Annotated in this window: 21 protein-coding genes; 6 read left to right on the forward strand and 15 right to left on the reverse strand. The window is 38.2% G+C overall.

Annotated elements, in window-relative coordinates:
- Positions 1 to 167 precede the first annotated feature (167 nt).
- Positions 168 to 965 carry a YfkD family protein gene (locus tag ACY9Z2_RS15065; protein WP_463610481.1) on the reverse strand — a complete coding sequence of 266 codons (798 nt, stop codon included), beginning with the start codon at positions 963 to 965 and terminating at the stop codon, positions 168 to 170.
- A gap of 65 nt (positions 966 to 1,030) precedes the next feature.
- On the reverse strand, positions 1,031 to 1,423 hold the full coding sequence (locus tag ACY9Z2_RS15070) for an OsmC family protein (RefSeq protein ID WP_463610482.1): 393 nt from the start codon (positions 1,421 to 1,423) through the stop codon (positions 1,031 to 1,033).
- A 131-nt stretch (positions 1,424 to 1,554) separates the two neighbouring features.
- Between ACY9Z2_RS15070 and ACY9Z2_RS15075 the strand changes: the two genes are divergently transcribed.
- Positions 1,555 to 2,715: an MFS transporter gene (locus ACY9Z2_RS15075; RefSeq protein WP_463610483.1), complete on the forward strand. Its 1,161-nt coding sequence runs from the start codon at positions 1,555 to 1,557 to the stop codon at positions 2,713 to 2,715.
- A gap of 74 nt (positions 2,716 to 2,789) precedes the next feature.
- On the opposite strand, the gene ACY9Z2_RS15080 is transcribed toward ACY9Z2_RS15075, so the two are convergent.
- The 4 genes from ACY9Z2_RS15080 to ACY9Z2_RS15095 all read right to left on the reverse strand — a co-directional run bounded on the left by ACY9Z2_RS15080 (position 2,790) and on the right by ACY9Z2_RS15095 (position 6,129).
- A complete protein-coding gene (locus ACY9Z2_RS15080) occupies positions 2,790 to 3,482 on the reverse strand; it encodes an amino acid ABC transporter permease (RefSeq protein ID WP_463610484.1) in 693 nt (230 codons plus the stop codon).
- A 9-nt stretch (positions 3,483 to 3,491) separates the two neighbouring features.
- Positions 3,492 to 4,361 (reverse strand): transporter substrate-binding domain-containing protein, encoded by an 870-nt coding sequence (locus ACY9Z2_RS15085; RefSeq protein ID WP_463610485.1) that lies wholly within the window; start codon positions 4,359 to 4,361, stop codon positions 3,492 to 3,494.
- Positions 4,362 to 4,960: 599 nt separating this feature from the next.
- Positions 4,961 to 5,791 (reverse strand): YihY/virulence factor BrkB family protein, encoded by an 831-nt coding sequence (locus ACY9Z2_RS15090; protein ID WP_463610486.1) that lies wholly within the window; start codon positions 5,789 to 5,791, stop codon positions 4,961 to 4,963.
- Positions 5,792 to 5,817: 26 nt separating this feature from the next.
- A complete protein-coding gene (locus ACY9Z2_RS15095) occupies positions 5,818 to 6,129 on the reverse strand; it encodes a YtxH domain-containing protein (protein WP_463610487.1) in 312 nt (103 codons plus the stop codon).
- Between the two features lie 322 nt (positions 6,130 to 6,451).
- On the opposite strand from ACY9Z2_RS15095, the gene ACY9Z2_RS15100 reads away from it, so the two are divergent.
- On the forward strand, positions 6,452 to 7,810 hold the full coding sequence (locus ACY9Z2_RS15100; protein ID WP_463610488.1) for an alanine/glycine:cation symporter family protein: 1,359 nt from the start codon (positions 6,452 to 6,454) through the stop codon (positions 7,808 to 7,810).
- A 376-nt stretch (positions 7,811 to 8,186) separates the two neighbouring features.
- Here ACY9Z2_RS15100 and ACY9Z2_RS15105 read toward each other — a convergent pair whose 3' ends face one another.
- The 5 genes from ACY9Z2_RS15105 to ACY9Z2_RS15125 all read right to left on the reverse strand — a co-directional run bounded on the left by ACY9Z2_RS15105 (position 8,187) and on the right by ACY9Z2_RS15125 (position 12,396).
- Complete coding sequence (locus tag ACY9Z2_RS15105; protein WP_463610489.1) at positions 8,187 to 8,855, reverse strand: SOS response-associated peptidase; 669 nt, start codon at positions 8,853 to 8,855, stop codon at positions 8,187 to 8,189.
- Between the two features lie 12 nt (positions 8,856 to 8,867).
- The gene (locus ACY9Z2_RS15110; RefSeq protein ID WP_463610490.1) at positions 8,868 to 9,863 is read right to left on the reverse strand and encodes a glutaminase; all 996 of its coding nucleotides are present in this window, start codon (positions 9,861 to 9,863) and stop codon (positions 8,868 to 8,870) included.
- 260 nt (positions 9,864 to 10,123) lie between these two features.
- Complete coding sequence (locus ACY9Z2_RS15115) at positions 10,124 to 10,555, reverse strand: cupredoxin domain-containing protein (RefSeq protein ID WP_463610491.1); 432 nt, start codon at positions 10,553 to 10,555, stop codon at positions 10,124 to 10,126.
- Between the two features lie 95 nt (positions 10,556 to 10,650).
- Positions 10,651 to 11,364, reverse strand: coding sequence for a lysophospholipid acyltransferase family protein (locus ACY9Z2_RS15120; protein ID WP_463610492.1), 714 nt, complete (start codon positions 11,362 to 11,364; stop codon positions 10,651 to 10,653).
- Between the two features lie 177 nt (positions 11,365 to 11,541).
- Entirely contained in the window at positions 11,542 to 12,396 is an 855-nt protein-coding gene (locus tag ACY9Z2_RS15125; RefSeq protein ID WP_463610493.1) for a CAP domain-containing protein, read from the reverse strand.
- 492 nt (positions 12,397 to 12,888) lie between these two features.
- Here ACY9Z2_RS15125 and mreBH point away from each other — a divergent pair, with 492 nt between their 5' ends.
- The 4 genes from mreBH to ACY9Z2_RS15145 all read left to right on the forward strand — a co-directional run bounded on the left by mreBH (position 12,889) and on the right by ACY9Z2_RS15145 (position 18,901).
- Positions 12,889 to 13,896, forward strand: coding sequence for a rod-share determining protein MreBH (mreBH, locus tag ACY9Z2_RS15130; RefSeq protein WP_463610494.1), 1,008 nt, complete (start codon positions 12,889 to 12,891; stop codon positions 13,894 to 13,896).
- Positions 13,897 to 15,025: 1,129 nt separating this feature from the next.
- Entirely contained in the window at positions 15,026 to 16,171 is a 1,146-nt protein-coding gene (locus ACY9Z2_RS15135; protein WP_463610495.1) for a CaiB/BaiF CoA transferase family protein, read from the forward strand.
- Positions 16,172 to 16,243: 72 nt separating this feature from the next.
- Complete coding sequence (locus tag ACY9Z2_RS15140; RefSeq protein ID WP_463610496.1) at positions 16,244 to 17,434, forward strand: acyl-CoA dehydrogenase family protein; 1,191 nt, start codon at positions 16,244 to 16,246, stop codon at positions 17,432 to 17,434.
- 18 nt (positions 17,435 to 17,452) lie between these two features.
- Complete coding sequence (locus ACY9Z2_RS15145; RefSeq protein ID WP_463610497.1) at positions 17,453 to 18,901, forward strand: NAD-dependent succinate-semialdehyde dehydrogenase; 1,449 nt, start codon at positions 17,453 to 17,455, stop codon at positions 18,899 to 18,901.
- 128 nt (positions 18,902 to 19,029) lie between these two features.
- Here the strand turns inward: ACY9Z2_RS15145 and ACY9Z2_RS15150 are convergent, their stop codons facing one another.
- The 4 genes from ACY9Z2_RS15150 to ACY9Z2_RS15165 form a co-directional block, all read right to left on the reverse strand.
- Positions 19,030 to 19,479, reverse strand: coding sequence for an NUDIX domain-containing protein (locus ACY9Z2_RS15150; protein WP_463610498.1), 450 nt, complete (start codon positions 19,477 to 19,479; stop codon positions 19,030 to 19,032).
- 232 nt (positions 19,480 to 19,711) lie between these two features.
- Positions 19,712 to 20,026, reverse strand: a complete 315-nt coding sequence (locus ACY9Z2_RS15155) for a DUF3870 domain-containing protein (RefSeq protein ID WP_463610567.1) — start codon at positions 20,024 to 20,026, stop codon at positions 19,712 to 19,714.
- A gap of 17 nt (positions 20,027 to 20,043) precedes the next feature.
- Positions 20,044 to 20,802 (reverse strand): IclR family transcriptional regulator, encoded by a 759-nt coding sequence (locus ACY9Z2_RS15160; protein ID WP_463610499.1) that lies wholly within the window; start codon positions 20,800 to 20,802, stop codon positions 20,044 to 20,046.
- A gap of 90 nt (positions 20,803 to 20,892) precedes the next feature.
- A complete protein-coding gene (locus tag ACY9Z2_RS15165; RefSeq protein WP_463610500.1) occupies positions 20,893 to 22,062 on the reverse strand; it encodes a saccharopine dehydrogenase family protein in 1,170 nt (389 codons plus the stop codon).
- Positions 22,063 to 22,121 lie beyond the last annotated feature (59 nt).

The raw sequence follows: 22,121 nt of genomic DNA on the forward strand, positions 1-22,121 counted from the left end.
ACGAGGAGGCTCACCAGCCGCCCGCGGAAAGCGACTGCCCGCAGCGGAAATCAACATTGCTGTTACCATAAGTATGAATTTTCATTAGTTCGCAATTCACTTCGATTACGCATACTAAATGTTTCTGACATAAAAAAAAAGCCCTTCAACAAAAGGGCTACATTATACTACTTTAGTGTAAATGAAAATGCTAGATGGTCTTGAATCGGAATCCAAGCTCCAATACCTTGTTTGGTCACGTTCTTTATTTTGATGGACTTTTTATTACCTTTTAACTGAATATAGACATCGCCAAATGTAACCTGTCCCTTATCGATAACAGCAGGTACGTACGCGGTTAATGTCCCATATTTGTTTACAGGCACGGTATATTCATGATCCTTTTTCGTATCTCGTCCAATAACCGTCTCATAAGATAAAGGTAAGTTTGTTTTTTCCGAAGCATCTAACAGAATCATTTTCTTTACATCATCAGGACTAGCAATTTTATTGATTAAAGCACCTGTAATTTTTTTCTGTTCCTTTTGTACATAATGCATTTTCTGTGGGCTCGTTCCGCCTAGATTATTTTGTTCATTTTTATTGATTTCTTGGTATTCCCAATTAACGGTCGTGTCGGTTGACTTATAATTGATTGCCCACCTACCTAAGTAAATCATACCTCGATAACCTATGGAAAATGGTGTAGGTTTAACACTTGTTTCATTTAACATTTTAATGAGATCGGGATTTTCCACTGGTATATCCAAGTCTTCAATAAAGGCTTTTGTATCTTCACTTGGCTCAACGATTTCTTGATCCTCAGACGAATTACTATACGTATTCTCTTTTGAAATTGTAAGTACATGGTTGGGTATTTTAAAATTTTCTTTGGAATCTTTTTTCTCCTCACCAAAGCTTGTAACTGGAAAAATAGTAAGCATCATTACTGCAATCACAATCCACGTTAATGGTTTCTTATTCATGTGTGTCATTCCTTTCATTTACCCATAGTTTTTTCTGACACACAAATATTATACCTGCATTCTCATTAATGGCTTAGTTCAATTGTTTCCAGTTTTTCTTCAATCTTAATGCTGGATTCAACCGACCGTATCATCGAGCAGTTTTTTCGGGATAACTCTAAGTTCTTGTTCAGCCTATCAACATTTAAGTTATATCCTTTAACATGATATAACAGTGATATGCGCTCAATTCGATTTGCTTCCAGTGCGTTACGTTCGACATCTGCTGTAATCGTTAAATCCTCTATTTCCGTTCGTTGTTTCTCTAAAATTTTTCGAAAAACTGATCCACTGCACCCCACAATAGAAGCAACCATTAATTGAAAAGGTCGATAGCCATATTCCTCATTACCTGAAATCGAGAGTTCACCATAATCCAGCTCTGTTCGCATGCCATTATCTTTTAAATAAAACTTCATCTATATCACTCCTTATTAAATTTCTTCTTAGTTCTATATAACCGTTATTCTTTTCATTATAACCTTTCTGTTGACCTTTTACTTAAATACGATTAGATTGTACTAGGAAGTGTTTTTGGAGGTGTTTTATCATGGCGGCATCCGCACGATCTAGATTTTGGATTCTTGTATCATTAGTTGCTATTTCAGGGTTTTCTCAAGGGATGATCCTGCCACTACTTGCAATCATCTTAGAACAAAATGGTATTTCATCATCTGTTAATGGACTACATGCTACTGGATTATACATAGGTGTACTTATTGCTTCTCCATTTATGGAAAAACCAATGAGAAAATTTGGTTTTAAGCCCATTATCGTATTAGGTGGTTTACTTGTATTCGTATCACTCGCTCTTTTTCCTTTATGGGAAGCGCTTTGGTTTTGGTTTATACTGCGCGTATTGATTGGAATCGGGGACAATATGCTTCATTTTGGAACACAGACGTGGATCACTACAACCAGTAAAAAGGAAACTAGAGGGCGAGATATTTCATTATATGGCCTATTCTTTGGTATAGGCTTCACGCTTGGACCATTAATGACAAGGCTACTTTCAGTTAACGAAGCGTTACCGTTTTTGCTTTCTGCATTTATGAGTATGCTTGTATGGTCACTTTTACTATTTGTTCGAAATAAGTGGCCAGAAGAAGATATTGGTACTGGAAATTCAACAAGCTCGTTTAAGCGATTTGTGAAAACTGGCAAAATCGGTTGGGTAGCTCTCCTCCCTTCATTCGGCTATGGATTTTTAGAAGCAACCCTCCACGGTATATTCCCAATTTACGGGTTACGAATTGGTCATGACGTGGATACATTGTCTCTCATCATCCCATGTTTTGCAGCAGGAAGTGTTATTTCACAACTACCATTAGGAATAATGAGTGATCGATTTGGACGAAGAAATATTCTTATAACGGTAATTTCTGCGGGGACTGTTTGCTTCTTCTTAGCAACATTTTATGAAGCATCTGCAGTTGCATTATATACGCTGTTTACACTTGCAGGAATATTTGTCGGTTCACTTTTTTCACTAAGCATTTCCTACCTAGCAGATATTCTTCCTCGTACACTACTACCAACGGGAAACATCATGACGGGTGTGGCGTTTAGTATTGGAAGTCTAACTGGTCCGTATTTAGGCGGACTATTTATTCAATTTGTACCTGGAGTATCTTTCTTTTATGTCATTGTAGTTATGCTATTATGTGTACTAGCAGCTACTATTTTTAAGAAAATTCCCATCGCAAGTTAATTACAGTTGAATTAGCACGAATGAAAAAAAGACACTCTTTACGGAGTGTCTTTTTAATGGGGAATATACCTAATTTAAATAAATTTACTATATTTATCTTCCAAACGATCCTGCATGAAAGAAATAACGATACAAATTGGCCAATAAATTAGCGCGATAGTGATATACATTGTCATAGAGTCAAATGATCTTCCTGCGACTATTTGAGCCTTTTGAAATAGTTCAGGCACCGTGATTACAGCTGCAAGAGAGGTTGCTTTTACAATATCCATAAATACATTTGTTAATGGTGGAATTGCAATCCGGGTAGCCTGTGGCAGTATGATCTTCCGAAGTGTCTTCCAATAACCAATATTCAATGCTTTAGCTGACTCCCATTGACCCCGGTCAATACTATTTAATGCTGATCGATTAATTTCGCCAATGTATGCTGCACTATTTAGCCCAAAGCCAAGTGTAGCTGCAAGCACTGCAGACAATTCTACACCTATATACGGTAGTCCAAAGTATAGTATAAATAAGAATACTAATATTGGTGTTCCGCGCATAAAAGAAATGTACACTCTTGCTGGATAGCGCCACATTTTTAGATTTGATCCTCTAGCCAACGCCAAAAATAAACCAAGAAAAAGCCCGATAGCCATTCCTAATACGGCAATTAATATTGTTAATGGTATTCCCTCTAACAAGAACGGCAAGTTTTCTATTGCCAAATTGTAATCAAATATTTTGTCTAAGCGAACGTCATTAAATTCAACATGGAACATCTATTACACCTACAGATCTAAGCCTTCAATTTTTCGAATTTCACCTTCAGGCTTTTTGGAGACATCTTCTCCGCCATAGAATTTTTTGGCAAGCTTTGTTAACGTTCCATCATCACGCATTTCCTGTAAAGCTTCATTCATTTTTTCTGCAAGCTTTGTAGCATCTTTGTGCACAACAATACCTTGTTCTGTAGGATGAAATTTCAAATCTGGGTGAATTTTAATATCATACTTCGTAATAGCTTTAAGTGCTAACTTTTGTAAATAATAATCATTGATAACTGTATCTGTACGTCCATTATGAACATCTTGTAGATAAACATCATTTGAAACATTGCTATATGTTACAACCTCCGCACCAAAGTGGCGCGCAATGTCACTAAATACTGTGGTGGCACCTCCACCAGCTTCCTTCCCTTTTAAATCCTCTAATGTTTTAATTCCGGATAAATCGTCTGAACGCACAATTAAAGAAGTAAATGAGTATTTATATGGATCAGTAAATGAAAATTTCTCTTTACGGTCGTCGGTAATTTCAATATCATTTATTGCAACATCAATTCGATTGCTATTGACTGCTGGTAACATCGCATCAATACCCATCGTTTCAAATGTTACATCTAAATCTAATCTTTTCGCTATTTCGCGAATTACTTCTACATCATAACCTGTTAATTTATCTGATCCCTCTGGATAGAAAGATGCTGCAAACAGCGTTCCAGAGGTTCCGACAACCAGTTCTCCCGCTTGTTGAATTTCTGCCCATTTTCCATTTTCATCTTTTTTATCATTAGCTTCCGATCCGCTTTCAGAAGACCCGCCACAAGCAGCTAATACGAATAAAAGCGATAGCGTCAGAAATAATGTAATTTTCTTCATGACAAAGACACCCCTTAAGTTGTTATAGTAATAAATCCATAATGATTGTAACAGTTTTACTATGGTAAAACAATAATAATGAATACTGTTATCTATAAAAATATTATCTGTATTACCAGACACTTTAAGTAAACTGCGACGTACTTTGGAACATGGTAGCTTTCCGCGGGAGTCTTCAAACATTCTGAACGAATAGTACGCCAAGGACACTGCTTGGTATCGGACTGAGGATGCCCTATTTACCTTTTTTACCTTTATTTTGAGGGTTAACGGACACACGATACCTTATTCAGCTAAAAAACTTTATTTTCAACTGTTTTTACCCAAATAAGGAATCCTGAGTCCGATAACAATCGCATTTACCCTTCTTTTTCACAAATAAGGGATCGTGTGTCCGCTAGCTGACATCCTGCATGCAATCTTTCCAGTACGCTCAAAAATGTAAATCCACTAGCCTTGCCCGCAGCGGAAATCAATGTTGCTGTTACATAAACATGAATTATCACTAGCTCGCTTACTATATGTTTCCTTTGTGAAACACTAAAACAGGTCTTTGGGCAAAAAAATATACAAGGCGTGCATGCACACCTTGTATATTTCTACAATTCGAGTCTACCTAAACGCCTATGTTCGATGATCGCATTGATTACACCGCCAGTAATAATGATAATTCCAGAAATATAAAACCAAATCATTAACGTAATTACTGTACCTAAACTTCCATATGTTGCCGAATAATTCCCTATTGTACTTACATAATAGGAAAAAGCTAGTGAGACTAATTGCCAGCCAATTGTAGCAAAAAGCGCACCCCAAAATGCATCTTGGAAGACAACTTTCTGGTTCGGTGCTAATTTATAGAGGAATAGTAAAACGATAAAAAATACGATCGATGAAATAACCCATCGTAATGTATTCCATACTTGTACGAAACCTTCCGATAATCCAAACACAGAAAACAATGCTTCTCCAATTTCCTTACCAAATATAGGTAATAAGAATGCCATACAAATAACAACTACCATTGCGATTGTTAGCACGATTGCAATTAATCGAGCTATGATAAAGGAACGGTCCTCATCCACTTCGTATGCCCCATTGAATGCTTTCATGATCGCATTAATTCCAGCAGATGCTGACCAGATTGTACCGATGATTCCGATGGACAATAAACCACCATTTTGCTGACTTGTGAGCTGACTTATATTGGTATCGATTAACGTCATAATTTCTTCCGGTGCGTATGCACCAATGAATGTAATAATATTTTGTTGATCTAACGGTAAGTATCCAACTAATGTAACTAGAAATAGTAAAAAAGGAAATAAAGATAGTAAAAAGAAATATGCCAGCTGTGCGGCCATTCCAAATACGTCTACCTCCATTATCCTTTCAACTAACTGTTTAGAAAACCGTACAGCTTTATTCACATTATCTAGCCCCCACTCCACTCTTTTTAATGAATTGCTTCAATCTTTTTTGGTTCGTTCTCATTTTTATTTGTCAGTTTATCAATTGTTTGCTCCACTTGTTCTAAGGCATTAATTGCATTATCTGCACCTGTGTTAAATGACTCATTAAATTGATTGCATGCAATACGAGCTCTTCTTACCGCATCAGATGGGTGTTTTAAGTAGTAATTTGCCTTGCGCTTTGCTTGAAAATACTGCATCTTTGTTGTAGTTCTTGTTTCTCGATCAAAAAGTGTAGCTAGTCCTCCTAAAATTGCTCCCGCTAATACACCTAATACTAATTTTTTGTTCTTCATGGTTTGTCTCTCCTTTAATGTTATGCTTTCATAATGGTCATAAATGATATAAATTAATTAAGATAATATCCCTTATTACCTTAACATAACCATTTAATTTCTATCTTACTTTTTCCCTCAATACTAGGAAATAAACAAACATTTTCTATGTTACCATCCTATAGTCGTCTTTTTGCAACATAATTCACCTTTACTGCCCTTCCTAAACGATACTTTCATAATACTGAAAAAAAATAAAAATTTCTCTTGACTTTTCCTTATAATTTTCGGAATATTTATTATAGGCACATAATACAAACTTTCGTAAAGGGGGAATAAGAAAATGGACGATATCATTAGTAGTATTAGTAGTTTTGTTTGGGGTCCTCCAACGCTTATTTTAATTGTTGGGACTGGATTGTACTTAACAATCCGATTAGGATTTTTGCAATTTCGTACACTTCCTTATGCATTAAGACTGGCATTTAGTCCAAAAAGACAGGATAAGGCTTCTAAAGGCGATATTAGTCACTATGAAGCGTTGACTACGGCCATGGCCGCCACCATTGGTACAGGTAACATAGTCGGTGTCGCCACCGCAGTTGTACTTGGTGGACCTGGTGCAGTATTTTGGATGTGGATCAGTGCTTTATTTGGAATGGCGACTAAATACGCAGAAGCACTTTTGGCAGTAAAATACCGTGTAGTTAATAGCCGCGGGGAAATGTCTGGTGGACCGATGTACTATTTAGAACGTGGTTTAAAGGCAAAATGGCTAGGTGTCCTATTTGCTATCTTCGGTTCAGTAGCAGCATTTGGGATTGGAAACATGGTTCAATCAAATTCCGTTTCAGATGCCTTAGAACGATCTTTTAGTATTCCTACTTGGGTTACTGGATTAATTCTTACTATATTAACTGGCCTAGTAATACTAGGCGGAATAAAAAGTATTGGTCGTGTCACAGCATTTTTTGTACCAGTAATGGCGTTATTTTATGTACTTGGTGGCTTAGTAATTATTGTGATGAACCTTGAAGTAGTACCTGGAGTCATCGCTCTAATCTTTGAAGATGCATTTACTGGTAGCGCTATTGGCGGGGGTATACTAGGTACGGTTATTCGATACGGTGTGGCACGAGGCGTGTTCTCAAACGAGGCTGGACTTGGTTCCGCGCCAATTGCAGCTGCAGCTGCGAAGACTGACTATCCAGGACGTCAAGCACTCGTATCCATGACACAAGTATTTATTGACACCATCATTGTTTGTTCGATTACTGGTATTACGATTGTTATGGCTGATATGTATGCAGGTACAACGTTAAATGGTGGAGATTTAACCGCTGCCTCATTTGCACATTTCTTAGGTACAACAGGTGGTTACATCGTTACCATTGGTATCGTCTTGTTTGCTTTTTCCACTCTCGTTGGATGGTCTTACTATGGTGAAAAATGCTTCAGTTATTTATTTAATGATAAAGCAGTCCCATATTATCGTGTAGTATTCGTTTTAGTTGTATTTTACGGTGCAGTTGAACAATTAGGCATCGTATGGGGTATCGCAGATATTATGAACGCACTGATGGCAGTTCCAAACTTAATCGGATTACTTGGATTATCAGGCGTAGTTGTATACGAAACGAAGAAATTTATCAAAGTGGCGAAAGAAGAAGAAGCAGAACGAAAACGATCTAAAGCCGCTTAATCTCAAAAAGCTGAGAGACTGTTGACGGAAAGGTTTTCTAAGATTATTGTTTCGTACTTGAAATCAGTAAACTGCGAAATAATGTTGGTTGGTTACATGCAATGACTACCTGCTTATTCGATAATTGATTGGAGCGAAGGGCAGTCGACTCCTGCGGGATTAATAGGCATAGGTGAGACCCCACAGTGCGAAGCACGAGGAGGCTCACCAGCCGCCCGCGGAAAGCGACTGCCCGCAGCGGAAATCAACGTTGCTGTTACCATAAACATGGATTTTTACTTCGCACTATACTCAACGCGAAAATAAAACAATAAAGTGTACGAAATAAGCAAATAGAAAAGAGCGAGATACCATCAAAAGCTGGTAGCTCGCTCTTTTAATTTGCAAGTGGCTCAATACAAGCGTCATCATTATTTTTTGCCGAATTAACATAGCTTGAAACATTATGTGCAGTTAAATTTTCTACCTGTATAGATTGTAAAAATCCAACAGCCGTCTTCGCATTCATTTCATTCGGAGAAATCCATAAATCCTCTTTGTTTTTTGGAAGTATAATAGGCATGCGATGATGGATATCTTGCATAAACCCATTCGCTTCCTTTGTTAAAATAGTACAAGTAAAAAGGTTACGGTCACCGTCCTGCCATTTATCCCAAAGTCCTGCAAAAGTAAACAGTTTGCGGTTAGCCATCTGTATACGCTTCGGTTGTTTTGCTTTATCTTCTTTTTTCCACTCATAAAAGCTATCAGCAATAATTAAGCATCTTTTACGCTTCAGAAGATTTTTAAAGCTTGGCTTTTGGTGCACGGTTTCGCTTCTAGCATTGATCATTTTGTAACCAATTTTTTCATCATTTGCCCATGAAGGAACTAATCCCCACCTCATGTAACCAGCACGTTTTTCCTTACCATTGTGAATAATAGCAAGGATATTTTGACCTGGTGCAATGTTATAACTGGTCTGGTATGACTCAATCGGGTGTTCAATTTCAAATTCCTCTAAAACTTCTATTTCATCTCTAAGTAATGTATATCGTCCGCACATACCATCACCTCATTAAAAAATACTCAAATCCCATTGTTTTGCAATATGTCGTAATAAACGAATTCCAGCAATACTATTTCCTTTATCGTCAAGTGCAGGGCCATACACACCAATTCCACATCCATCTAAAAATGGCAAGTCCTCATCACGCACACGAGCGGGAGCAGCAGCTATAATTCCGCCTGAAACACCACTTTTTGCGGGTATACCAACGTATGTGGCAAATTTCCCAGAGGCGTCATACATACCACAGGTCAGCATAAGCGCTTTGGCTATTCTAGCTTCCTGCCTTGGAATTATTTCTTCAAAAGAATCTGGATCGAATCCATCATTTGCGATAATTAGGCCAATTCTAGCAAGATCATCAACAGTTACTTCAATTGAACACTGTTTAAAATATGTTTCCAACGTTACATCGAGCTCCGACTCCAAAAAGCCTGTTTCAAGGAGGTAATACCCGATCGCTTTATTTCTTGTAGAAGATGTTTTTTCTGATTGATAAACCTCCTGATTAATCTTGGGTCGATACCCGAGCATTTTTTCTAACAGTTCCATCATCGGTTTCAGTTTTTCGTTTGAAGTTTTACCTTCTAAAATCGATGTCACTGTAATCGCCCCAGCATTAATCAGAGGATTAAAAGGTTTCTTGAGCTGTTTCATTTCTAAGTGCATGATGGAGTTGAATGCTTCACCTGCTGGTTCAACGTCTACACGGTCAAGCATATATGCAATCCCCCGTTCCATACAACCTACAATGAAACTAATTATTTTCGATATACTCTGTAACGTAAACGGTATATCTACATCACCTGAGCGAACAGTCATACCATTTTTACCTAAGATCGTTATGCCTAAATGGTCTTGATTCGCTTCAGCTAAAATCGGAATATACGATGCGACTTTCCCGTCACTTGTATGTTTTCGATAAAAGGATACCCAATCATCTACGTAATTTTGTAACCACTCTTGACTAAGTTCCGTATTCCAATTCGCAGCACCCTGTACCATATGATCACCTCTTTTTTCTTATTGTAGTGTAACCAGGTTACTTATATTCGCAGTACCAGTAAGTACCTTAATATTAGGAGTCTCGTAGTAAAAAGGCAACTTAAAACGTTTAGAATCCTAATTAGTTTGATCTTCATTCGCCTTATCCTTTATAGCGAATGCCGAAGTTTTTCTTATAAGGTCTACCACATATTATACTTTCTGACGTTATAAAAAACCCCATTCACTTTCGAATGAGGTTTGCCATTTTTTATTCTGTTTTATTTTACAACCAATGTTGACATCATACTACTATGCCCTTCGCCACAAGGTACACTACAATGGATCATATACTCACCTGGTTCATCAATTGTAAAGGTGGCTTTTCCTTCACTTTGAATATCCACATCTGTATTTTCGATTTGTATACCGTGTGTTCCTTCCTTGCTGGTAAGTGATACTGTTACTTCTTCTCCAGCTGGCACAGTGTATTGATCTTTATTAAATTCAAAATCTGTAGCCACAATATCTAGATTTGTTGAAGGGGTTGCTTGTTCGGTACTTCCTGAATCTTCTGCAGATTGTTCAGTAGATTCACCAGAATCACCGCTAGTATTACTTGAATTATCAGCTGATTCTTCATTTCCTCCACCACATGCTGCTAACAGTAGAATTAATCCTAGAAACAACGTTGCTAAAATTCCCTTTTTCATAAGAGACCCTCCTTGTAAATTAGCTTACAGTAAAATATTTCCTTTCTACCGTTTACTAAAACGTCTTATGAGGGGTTTTAACAAATATGTCACATCTATTTTTTCAACGTTTCTTCAATAGTATGTTGTATTCTCTCAGCTAATTCACCGTGGGATTGATCTTGATACTCGCTTGGATAAATTGGATCATGAATGGTCATATAAATAGTAGAACCTTTCACCCTCCCATTTCCTTCTTCTAGCATTTGATACGTTCCATCAATAGCTATTGGAACAATAGGAACCTTCGCCTTCGTGGCTAATCGAAGACTTCCCGATTTAAATGGATTTAGGTTACTCCCTCGGCTTCTAGTACCTTCAGGAAAAATAACTAATGAGTGGCCTTGCTTTAAATTTTCAATTCCTTGACTAATTGCTTTTACCGATTGGCGCCGATCTTTTCGGTCAATAAACACACCATGCATCAATTCCATCCAACCATTTACGATTGGAATCTTTTTGATTTCTTTCTTAGCTATGAATCCTAATGGTGTTCCAAGGTATCCGATCAAGGCAAGTATATCGAATAACCCTTGATGATTGGCTACAAACACAACCGCCTCATCGGGTAGTTTTTCTTGTCCCTTTACGTGCACTTCTGTCCCTGTCTTTTTTATTACCTTTTGCGAAACCCATTTAGGAGCTTCAAACAACTTTTTCTGTGCTTCCTTATTGTTTTCTTTATAAAGCCTTTTTCCTTCTTGTAATTTCAATCCACTACGTAAAACATATATAATTGCACAAAAATAAATCCATATACTTCGAACCATATAATCACCTCTATACTATTATACGATGAAATAAGGTAATTTTGCATTATTAGCCTTAAAAATCTGCTTACTTTCCGCCAAACTATAGTGGCGAAACCTTAGTTTCCTTATTGTGATATCCTTAATCCTATCAGTACAAAAAAAGAGACTAGCATATGCTAATCTCTTTTTTGTTATTTATTTTCCAATAAATTGTTGTGTCCAGTAGTTACCATCAGCAATATAGCCTACGCCAATGTGTGTGAAGCTAGCGTTTAGGATATTCGCACGGTGACCTTCACTGTTCATCCAAGCATTTACTACTTCTTCTGGAGTACGTTGACCTCTAGCGATATTTTCTCCAGCAGTACGGTAGTCGATTCCATAAGACTTCATCATGTCAAACGGAGAACCATATGTTGGACTATTATGAGAGAAATAACCATTTACTGCCATATCGCGTGATTTTTCACGTGCTACTCTGCTTAACTCTAAATCTACTTTAAGTGGATTCAACCCGCGTTCAACACGCTCTTGGTTTGTTAACTCTACTACTTGTTGCTCATATTCATTTAGCTGATCCAAGTTTGAAGAAGCTTCTTGTTTTGGTTGTTCAGCTGGTTGTTGTGTTGGCTGTTGTGGTGCTGGAGCAGGTGCCTCAACTTTTTCAGGCGCTTCCTGCTTAGGTTGTTCTACTTTTGGAGCTTCCTGTTTAGGTGCCTCTTGTTTTGGTTGTTCTTGCTTTGGTTGTTCTTGCTTAGGAGCTTCCTGCTTTTTAGCTGGTTGTTCCTTTTCTACGTTATTCTTTTCAGGCTGGTCGATGTTCCAATTCACTTGGTAGTTTGCAAAAAAGTTTTGCCAGATGTCATTAAAATTACCATCTGAATTAGAAGTCCATTCTCCATTATTATATGAAAAGACTTTGAAATACGTCTGAACCTGATAATTCTGATTATGATCTGTATTAGCTGACGCATCTACAGTATTTGAGAAAGCACCACCGAATAGTAATGCTGTGGACATTGCAGTTACGATACCAAATTTCTTTAACATGTGTTTCAACATCTCCTTCGTGTTGTGTGTTGTTTTGTCTTGCAAAATTATCATAGCATGGCTTTTTTGTAATAATTCTGGTAAGCACTTCCATACTAGGTTGATAGGTAAATAGAATTTGAGAAATCCTTTAATTATAAGGTTTTGTGTGTAACAAAATATAGGCTATTTTGGAAGATGTTCAATCGATTGGCATAATCTACTAAAATATCACGCTTGACAGGTTTTTATTTTCTGAAAAATATTACAAAGTCGTGTTATTTGTAACAAAAATGATAAATATGCGATTTAAGGGTAAAATACAAAAATACGGTTTCACTATCTAACCACTTAACCCTTGTTACATAAGGTTTTTATAGCTTTTCAATGGATTAAAAAAGCATGAAATATTGACCTGTTCCAATATCTGTAAAGGGCTTACCCACCCCCAAAAATCGTGATATAGTTAAGAAATGCTATAAATAGAAAACTGTCATCATTGGAGGAGCTAATATGTTATCTAATGCAGAAATTGGTATAGACCTAGGAACTGCTAATATACTTATTTATTCAAAGTCTAAAGGAATTGTTTTAAACGAGCCGTCAGTTGTGGCCATTGATATTAATACGAAAAATGTTGTTGCAGTTGGATCTGAAGCAAAGGAAATGGTAGGTAAAACACCTCAAAACATTGTTCCTATTCGTCCATTAAAAGATGGAGTAATTGCTGATTATGATGTTACTGCGCAAATGCTTAAGGAATTTTTGAAAAAAGTAAGCAAAAAAATGGGACTTTCTATGCGGAAACCTACAGTAGTGGTATGCACTCCGTCAGGAAGCACTTCTGTGGAAAGAAGAGCGATTCATAATGCGGTAACAAGTTATGGCGCTAAGCATGTTCATTTAATTGAAGAGCCAGTTGCAGCTGCAATTGGTGCGGACTTACCAGTTGATGAACCAATCGCAAACGTTATCGTTGATATTGGTGGCGGTACTTCTGAAGTTGGTATCATCTCATTTGGTGGTGTTGTTTCTTGTAACTCCATTCGTATAGGCGGAGACAAGATGGATGAGGAAATTATTCAATACATCCGTAAAAACTACAATATCTTAATCGGTGAACGGACAGCAGAAAATATTAAAATTGAAATTGGCAATGCCAATCCTGATCATGCAGAAGAAAAAATGGACGTACGTGGTCGTGATATGGTTACAGGTCTTCCTAAAACGATCACAGTAACTTCTACTGAGATCCATTCTGCGTTAAAGGAATCCCTAGAGCAAATTCTAGAGGCAATCCGAGCAACATTGGAAAACTGCCCACCTGAGTTAAGTGGAGATATTGTTGATCGCGGAATTGTCTTAACCGGTGGCGGATCATTATTAAGCGGTATGAAAGATTGGTTAGCAAAAGAAATCATCGTACCTGTACACATTGCACCGAACCCACTTGAATCAGTCGCTATCGGTACCGGCCGTGCACTAAAAATGATTTCCAAACTACAAAAAGCCGCGAAGTAATATTGAAAAGCGTAGTGGGCTTGCTTAGCGGCGACAAGCGTAGTCAAGAGACCGTAGAGCCACGAACTTTTGGCTCGGAGTGTCTATTGACTACGTCTCGAGCCGCTAGCCCACGGAGCTAGACAGATTGAAAGCGGAGGCGACTGGTTAGAAGCGGACGCATAAGCAAGGAACCGTAGAGTGCGTGGGTTTTGCACTCGGAGTGTTCATTGCTTATGAAGGCAGCTTCTAGGAGCCGCAGCTGGACAGCAGAAAAGCGTAGTGGGCTTGCTCAGCGGCGTACAAATAGATAGGCAGGTGAAAAGTACGGTGACCTATCCGTACGTTCATCCTGACTAACTATTTGATAGCCGCTAGCCCACGGAGCTAGACAGACCGAAAAGCGGAGGCGCAACTGGACAGGTCGAAACTGCCTAGAAGCGGACACAGGATTCGCTATATCTACTAAATTGACTGTTTTATATGCTTTACCGGACTCAGGATACGCTATTTGAGTATTTTCACAAAAAATCAAGGGTTTTTGGCCAAATAAGGAATCCTAGGTCCGTTAGCCTACTAAATATCGCTGATTTTCCATAAATAGCGTATCTGGTGTCCGATAACCACAGCAAATTATAAGTCTGAAGGACACAGAGCAGAATCCACTTAACTGGGATTCTGCTTTTTTTACACTGATAGGAAAGTATAAGTTTTATGGATATCAGTATAAGGGCAACTAAGGCTTTCGCCATAAAAGCTTGGCGATAAGCCAAGTTTTCTAACGTTATTTTCCAAAAAACATTTACATATAATTCTGAATACACTAGAATAGACATTAATATGAATCATGTAAAAACGCACAAACGTTTATGTCACATGATCGGCGTCAATTAATCTTAAAAGCGAAGGCTAAGTGGTAGAAACAGATGTAAGTGCATTAGTCATTACAACTGTTTAAACTATGTTTGCAACTTCTAGAAGCCACAGCTAGAAACTGTCTATTCTGTTTAATATCAAATCCAGGTATGTTCCAGCAGATAACGAGCCAGTTCAAGTTGACTTACAGCACGTCTGTGGTCAGTTTGAGTTGGCTTTTTTATTTATCTCACGTAGGTTTCACTTTATTAATTGAAACGAGAGGAGTGGTTTTTTGGCGGGTGCACTTGATCATATAAAGGTATTAGATTTGTCACGCGTACTTGCTGGGCCGTATTGCACCATGATTCTTGGCGATCTTGGGGCGGAAGTAATTAAGGTTGAAGCACCAGGTGGCAGTGATGATACACGTAAATGGGGCCCACCTTTTCAAAATGACGTAAGCGCTTATTATTTATGCGCAAATCGAAACAAAAAGAGTTTGACAGTCGATCTAAAGACTGATGAGGGCATCGAAACAATTAAAAAGCTTGTAAATGAAAGCGATGTCATTATTCATAACTTTAAAGCAGGAACGATGGAACGGTTTGGACTAGATTATGAAAAACTCAAGGTTATCAACCCTAAGATTGTTTATTGTTCGATCACGGGATTTGGTGAAACTGGTCCTTATCAATCGATGCCTGGCTATGATTTTATTATTCAAGCGATGAGCGGATTAATGAGCATTACTGGCGATCAACAGTCTGGTCCTCAAAAATTAGGTGTTGCGATTACAGACATTTTGACAGGTTTATACGCATGTATTGGGATTCAGGGAGCGCTACTAGAACGGACAGTATCAGGTATGGGGCAAAAGCTAGATATCTCGCTTTACGATTCCGCTGTCAGTTCATTGGTGAACATTGGTAGTAACTACTTAATGTCTGGAAAAATTCCAACCGCCCTTGGTAATAACCATGCCAATATTGTCCCCTATCAAACTTTTGAAACAAGTGATGGACAGATGGTGATAGCAGTTGGGAATGATACACAGTTTGCTAGACTATGTCTCGTTTTAGGAAAATCAGAATTAGCGGAGGATGGACGATTTAAAACGAACGCGGATAGAGTGGAAAATCGTGAAAAATTGGTTCCGTTACTTCAACGTATTTTTCACACAAAGCCAACAGATTTTTGGCAGCAAAAGTGTCAGGATAGTGGAATTCCATGTGGGCCAATCCAAAATATTGAAGAAGTTGCTAACGACCCTCAGCTTCAATCAAGAGACATGTTCATAGAATGTGATCACCCTACAGCTGGAAACGTTAAGATGATAGGAAGTCCTCTAAAGCTTTCTCGGACGCCAGTATCCTATAAACTTCATCCTCCTCTAGCCGGAGAGCATACTGAGGAAATAACAGCTCGTTATACCGAGTAATTATAACGTATAAAATTCTCGTGAATTTCACGAAATTGCACCAACAATACTATCAAAATTGGAGATGATTATATGAATTTTGAATTTACAGAAGAACAAAAAATGCTACGTAACACCGTTCGTAATTTTGTCGATAAAGAAATCATGCCATTTATTGCAGAATGGGATAGAACTGGCAAAGCCGATCCTACTGTTATGAATAAGCTTTCTGATCTTGGATTAATGGGCGTATGTATTCCCGAAGAATATGGTGGAAGTGGAATGGACTATAATTCACTTGCGATTGTCTGCGAAGAACTCGAGCGCGGAGACACAGCATTTCGTACAGCCGTTTCTGTTCATACAGGTTTAAATAGTATGTCTATCCTTCAGTGGGGTACAGAAGAACAAAAACAAAAATACCTCGTACCACAGGCGAAAGGTGAAAAAGTTGGTGCTTTTGGTTTGACGGAACCAGGTGCCGGGTCAGATGTTGCGTCTTTAAGTACTACCGCGACAAAAGATGGTGATTATTACGTTCTAAATGGTCAAAAAACATGGATTTCTCTTTGTGATACTGCAGATCACTTTTTAGTGTTCGCCTATACAGATAAGGCGAAAAAGCATCATGGTATTTCAGCATTTATCGTTGAACGTACTCTTGAAGGATTTTCGTCAAAAGCGACGAAAGGCAAACATGGGATCCGTGCTGGTAACACTGGTGAATTATTTTTTGACAATGTAAAGGTCCCTAAAGAAAATTTACTTGGTGAAGAAGGAGAAGGCTTTAAGATAGCTATGGCTTCGCTTGATAATGGACGATTTACAGTAGCTGCTGGGGCGTGTGGTCAAATTATGGCGTGTCTGGAAGCAAGTGTGAATTACTGCCATGAACGGCAAACATTTGGAAAAGAAATTGGACGTCATCAGCTCGTGCAACAAATGATTGCCAAAATGGAGGCTGGTTTGCAGATGAGTCGATTGCTCGTTTATCGTGCAGGTGAGCTAAAAAATCAAGGAAAACGAAATACACGTGAAACTTCTCTTGCCAAGTGGCAAGCATGTGACTTTGCTAATAAAGCTGCTGACGACGCGGTTCAAGTACACGGTGCATATGGCTATTCGGACGAATATCCTGTTGAGCGCTATTTGCGTAATTCAAAGGCACCAGTTATATATGAAGGAACTCGTGAAATTCATACAGTCATGCAGGCTGAATATGTGCTTGGTTATCGAAAAGATAAAGCATTGAACAAAATGCTACCAGCTTGGGAGAAAAAATAAATTACAGGGGGATACAGAATGATTGAAAAAGCAATAGATAGCATTTTTATAGATGGAGAATGGCAAAGTGCTACAACTAAACAAACACAAACCGTTTACAATCCAGCAACACTTGAGGAAATAACAAAGGTCTCCTATGGTGGTAAAGAGGAAACAGAAAAAGCAATTCAAGCAGCGGCAACAGCTTTTGAAACATGGGGCCAAACTACTGGCCGAGAACGATCAAAAATACTTTACCAAGCAGCACAAATTATGTTAGAAGAAGCTGACCGCTTAGGAGAAATTTTAACTACAGAACAAGGCAAACCCCTTAAAGAGGCAACTGGCGAAGTAAAGGGAGCCGCTAACTTCTTATTATGGTACGCAGAAGAAGCAAGCAGAGGATATGGGGAATTAATCCCCTCCTCTGTAAAATCTAAGCGTTTGATGGTCATTCCACAGCCGATTGGTGTAGTTGGTGCGATAACACCATGGAACTTCCCTGCATCGATGATTACACGAAAAATAGGTCCAGCACTCGCTGCTGGTTGTACAGTAGTGTTGAAACCAGCACCTGAAACTCCTGTTTCCGCTATTGAAATTATGAAGATTCTTGAACGTGCGGGATTGCCAAAAGGCGTTGTGAATCTAGTTACAGGAGATGCACCAGCAATCGGAAATGCTTTGTTAACGGATAAAAACGTACGCCTGATCACTTTTACAGGCTCAACCGAAGTCGGAAAACATTTAATGCGCGAAAGTGCTAACCATGTGAAAAAGCTATCACTAGAGCTTGGTGGTCACGCACCAATCATTGTTTTTGAAGATGCCGACCTCGAAAAAGCTGCTACGCTTTCATTAGGTAGTAAATTTCGCAACAATGGTCAAACGTGTATTTGCGCCAACCGTTTATATGTTCATGAATCCATTAAAGATAAATTTACAGAAATTCTAGCGGACAAAGTGAACCAATTACAAATCGGTAACGGATTAGTTGAAAATACTGACCTTGGACCATTAATTAATGAAAATGCTGCAAATAAAGTTCAAGCACATTTAAATGATGCAGTGGAAAAAGGAGCAAATATCGTAACTGGTGGTTGCAAATGGAACGGAGATTTGGAGGGATATTTCTATCAGCCTACCATTTTATCGGACGCAACAGATGACATGATTATTATGAATGAAGAAACATTTGGACCCGTCATTCCAATTCAACCATTTTCAGAGGAAGATGCAGTAATTCGTAAAGCAAACAATACCGATTATGGCCTAGCCGCTTATATTTTCACAGAAAAAACAAGTCGAGCGTTACGTGTTTCAGAACGTCTAGATTACGGAATCGTTGGAGTCAATGATGTATTCCCTTCCCTACCAGAAACACCGTTTGGTGGTATTAAACAATCTGGTATCGGAAAAGAAGGCGGTCACCACGGCATGCATGAATTTTTAGAAATGAAATTTGTTTCGATTTCGATTGATGATTAATAATATGCCGTTTTACAGAAGAATTAATATTATTATCGTAAATACACATAACCTCGTCCTATTTTTAGGACGAGGTAAAATTACATTACGTTAGTTAATTTTTATAAATAAATTCAAATAAATTCGCTCTATTCTTCCCATTGTCTTGGACCGATAACGTGGAACAAATCCTTTTTACTTTTAATAATTGCATCTTCAATTCTCTTAATAGTAAAATCACTTATTGGTTTTGGTAGTTCATCTAATAAGAAATATCTGCATTCTAAAATTTCCGGTGAACTAGGTTTTGGCATTTCATCATTAAAATTTTCGGATATAAACGCAAAGTGATGCATATCATAAATTGGGTCATAATATACACCAGTTAAATCCCCTATTTTGACACAGAGCCCTGTTTCTTCCAGCACTTCTCTTTTTGCAGTCTCCTGTGCAGATTCGCTTATTTCAGCTTTTCCACCCGGAAGTTCCCAATTTCTCTTTCCATAACTGTGCCTTACCAACAAAACTTTTCCTTCTGAATCAGTAATAATTGATGCAGAGCCCATTAATTTATTAGACAATAATAAAACTCCATTCATATCTTTATTTATTGGTAAATTTTTTCGGATCCGAACAGTTTTTAAGCAGTTCAGTAGTCTTGTCTAAATCTTCTGCTACGTACATTATCACAAACCTACTATATACCGTGTAATTGTATTAGACTATCTGATGAATTATCAAACCTTACTTTGATAATTCCCGTCCAAACCCGTTCTTTGCGAACGACGTCGCAATGAAAAAATGTCCTGCCAAGCTTCCTTGGTGGGACATTTATTTTATCTGTGTATACTGATCATACTGTTTATATAAATCCTTTAAAGCAGATATCAATGCATTGCCGGCCTTTCCTAAATAATGAAGTTGAATTTCTTCTAGTGGTTTTTCTATCCCGTCTTTCAAACTATGCCCTCGTAATAAGTGCTGAACAAACTCCCGGCCGTGAATGGTTGCTAATGTACAGCTAGCAGTGACAATTACGCCATACTTTTTGTCCACTTCTGCGGTGATGGTTAATGTATCGTATATACTTTTTGCCGCCATTCCAGCAGGTAACTTGGCGTGCCCAGCAATAAACACTGTATTCAACATAAAACAACTCCCTTTTATCGAAAACCAAGCTTTCGTGAAATGTTTTCAGCTGTGTGCATTGTTTTACTTTTAATCACTTGCAAATTTTCGTTCTCAAAATGGCTGGATAATCCACTGACAGTCAGTGCGGCAATAACTTGTCCATTATGGTTATATAAAGGATACGAGATACCTGTAGTTTCCGCGTCCTGCTCCCCTATACTGTACGAATATCCTTCTTCACGAATGGCGTCTAGCTCTTTTTTTAACATGTTTTTATCAATAGTCCGATGCTCATCAATTGCATACAGAGCTGCTTCTCCAAGAATTTCTTGTCGTTTTTCAGGATCCATAAAGGCAAGTAACAGTTTTGGTCCTGAACCAATATAAAGCGGTGAGCTTTTTCCAATTCTTGTATACAGACGGATTGCCCGTTTGCTATCTACTTTTTCAATATAAGTAGCCTCGTTTTGATTTGAAATAACAATATGGACTGCCTCATTTATATCATCAGCAAGCTGTTGCATATCCGGCAATGCAATCTCTCTTATTTCTAGTCGGCTAGAAACTAAATTTCCTAATTCAAGAAGCTTTAGTCCAAGCTTATAGCTACTGTCATAGTCATTATCTTTTGTTTTCTGTAAAAATCCACTTGTAACAAGCGACGATAACAGCCTGTACGCTGTAGGCTTGGGTAATTCTGTTCGTGAAGCTATTTCTCGTAAAGATAGTTCTTGTATGTCTTCTGAAAATAAATCAAGTAGCTTCAATGCCTTGATTACACTCTGATTCATTGTTAATACTCCTTATGTCGTCATGGTTAATATAAAGCCCTCTACCCGTTTGAGTAGAGGGCTTTTACTAGATAGTCTAGCTATTGTCTTCTATATATTCACTTCCGTTTTTGCATTATCTGACTCATGAATCGTAACTCCGCGTCTTGCCATTTCTTTAATATACGCGTCTCCTGGAACAACTTGTTCAGGCGGGTAAACACCTGCTTTGGTAATTGTACCATTTCCAATCATTTGTGCCACGACTGAAATCGTATTGGCAGTTGCACGGGCCATTGCGGTTACATTATGTTCCCGATCCTTAAAAGTTGTCATTTCATACTCATAGGCTGCTGGCTTTCCATCTTTCTCACCAGAAACTCTAACACGAAGTAAAACAGCATCGTCTTTATCTTTTAAATCGACGATTGGATCAAGCACTTTTAGTAGAACTTCCCTCGGGTTGATCTTTTGACCGTTTACATCTACTTCATAGCCCATTCGAGTTAAATTAAGGTCTACCAGTAGTTTGAATTTCTCTGCATGACCTGGATAACGGATTGTTTTGTATTCTAATGTTTCAATATCAGGGTAGGAGAGTGACAGAGTTGACGTACCACCTGATGTATGGAATGCCTCGAGTGGTCCAAATTTTTCAAAATGAACTGTCTCTACTTCTGTTAACGACGGAACTTCTTGTTTAATTCCATTTCGAACAATTAACGATGGATCGGTATAATGATCAAATACTCCTTCCATCGAAAATACGTGATTGTATTCAAAAGGCGGTTCTGGTCGGACTGGAATGCCACCGACATACAGTTGAATTGCTTTTAATTTATCTAATTTGTTTGCCCCATGACCAGAAAGAATATTGATCATCCCAGGTGCGACACCTAAATCAGGAATTAACGTTACCCCTGCTGCCTTTGCTTCTTCTTGGAGTGCAAGAACTTTATCTGTCATGTGTCCAATATGCCCACCCAAGTCAACGGAGCTTACGCCAACTTGGATTGCAGTTTTCGCTACAATTTCATTGAACGAATAAAACAATGCATTGATGATAACATCAAATTGGCTCATATAGTCAGCAAGCTCACCAATGTCATTTGCGTTCACTTGGTATGCGGTTAACTTTGATGAATTTAATTGATCACAAACCGCTTGCGCACGGTTAATATCGATATCTGCCAATCCAACGGCAGTGACTCCTTCATTCCACACAAGATCACGTGCAGCTTCTTTTCCCATTAATCCAGAACCTAATACACCAATTTTCATCCATACCACTCCCTGTGAAAAATTAAATTTAAAAGCGCAGACGACTGCTTAGCGCGTGC

The sequence above is a fragment of the Virgibacillus sp. GM2-2 genome, from assembly GCF_055329585.1.

Coding starts and splice junctions, on each gene's coding strand:
- ACY9Z2_RS15150 (WP_463610498.1), bottom strand. CDS start 19,479: ATGAATGGAGTTTTATTATTGTCTAATAAATTAATGGGCTCTGCATCA.
- ACY9Z2_RS15095 (WP_463610487.1), bottom strand. CDS start 6,129: ATGAAGAACAAAAAATTAGTATTAGGTGTATTAGCGGGAGCAATTTTA.
- ACY9Z2_RS15080 (WP_463610484.1), bottom strand. CDS start 3,482: ATGTTCCATGTTGAATTTAATGACGTTCGCTTAGACAAAATATTTGAT.
- ACY9Z2_RS15075 (WP_463610483.1), top strand. CDS start 1,555: ATGGCGGCATCCGCACGATCTAGATTTTGGATTCTTGTATCATTAGTT.
- ACY9Z2_RS15165 (WP_463610500.1), bottom strand. CDS start 22,062: ATGAAAATTGGTGTATTAGGTTCTGGATTAATGGGAAAAGAAGCTGCA.
- ACY9Z2_RS15125 (WP_463610493.1), bottom strand. CDS start 12,396: ATGTTAAAGAAATTTGGTATCGTAACTGCAATGTCCACAGCATTACTA.
- ACY9Z2_RS15070 (WP_463610482.1), bottom strand. CDS start 1,423: ATGAAGTTTTATTTAAAAGATAATGGCATGCGAACAGAGCTGGATTAT.
- mreBH (WP_463610494.1), top strand. CDS start 12,889: ATGTTATCTAATGCAGAAATTGGTATAGACCTAGGAACTGCTAATATA.
- ACY9Z2_RS15100 (WP_463610488.1), top strand. CDS start 6,452: ATGGACGATATCATTAGTAGTATTAGTAGTTTTGTTTGGGGTCCTCCA.
- ACY9Z2_RS15140 (WP_463610496.1), top strand. CDS start 16,244: ATGAATTTTGAATTTACAGAAGAACAAAAAATGCTACGTAACACCGTT.
- ACY9Z2_RS15115 (WP_463610491.1), bottom strand. CDS start 10,555: ATGAAAAAGGGAATTTTAGCAACGTTGTTTCTAGGATTAATTCTACTG.
- ACY9Z2_RS15145 (WP_463610497.1), top strand. CDS start 17,453: ATGATTGAAAAAGCAATAGATAGCATTTTTATAGATGGAGAATGGCAA.
- ACY9Z2_RS15120 (WP_463610492.1), bottom strand. CDS start 11,364: ATGGTTCGAAGTATATGGATTTATTTTTGTGCAATTATATATGTTTTA.
- ACY9Z2_RS15105 (WP_463610489.1), bottom strand. CDS start 8,855: ATGTGCGGACGATATACATTACTTAGAGATGAAATAGAAGTTTTAGAG.
- ACY9Z2_RS15085 (WP_463610485.1), bottom strand. CDS start 4,361: ATGAAGAAAATTACATTATTTCTGACGCTATCGCTTTTATTCGTATTA.
- ACY9Z2_RS15160 (WP_463610499.1), bottom strand. CDS start 20,802: ATGAATCAGAGTGTAATCAAGGCATTGAAGCTACTTGATTTATTTTCA.
- ACY9Z2_RS15110 (WP_463610490.1), bottom strand. CDS start 9,863: ATGGTACAGGGTGCTGCGAATTGGAATACGGAACTTAGTCAAGAGTGG.
- ACY9Z2_RS15065 (WP_463610481.1), bottom strand. CDS start 965: ATGAATAAGAAACCATTAACGTGGATTGTGATTGCAGTAATGATGCTT.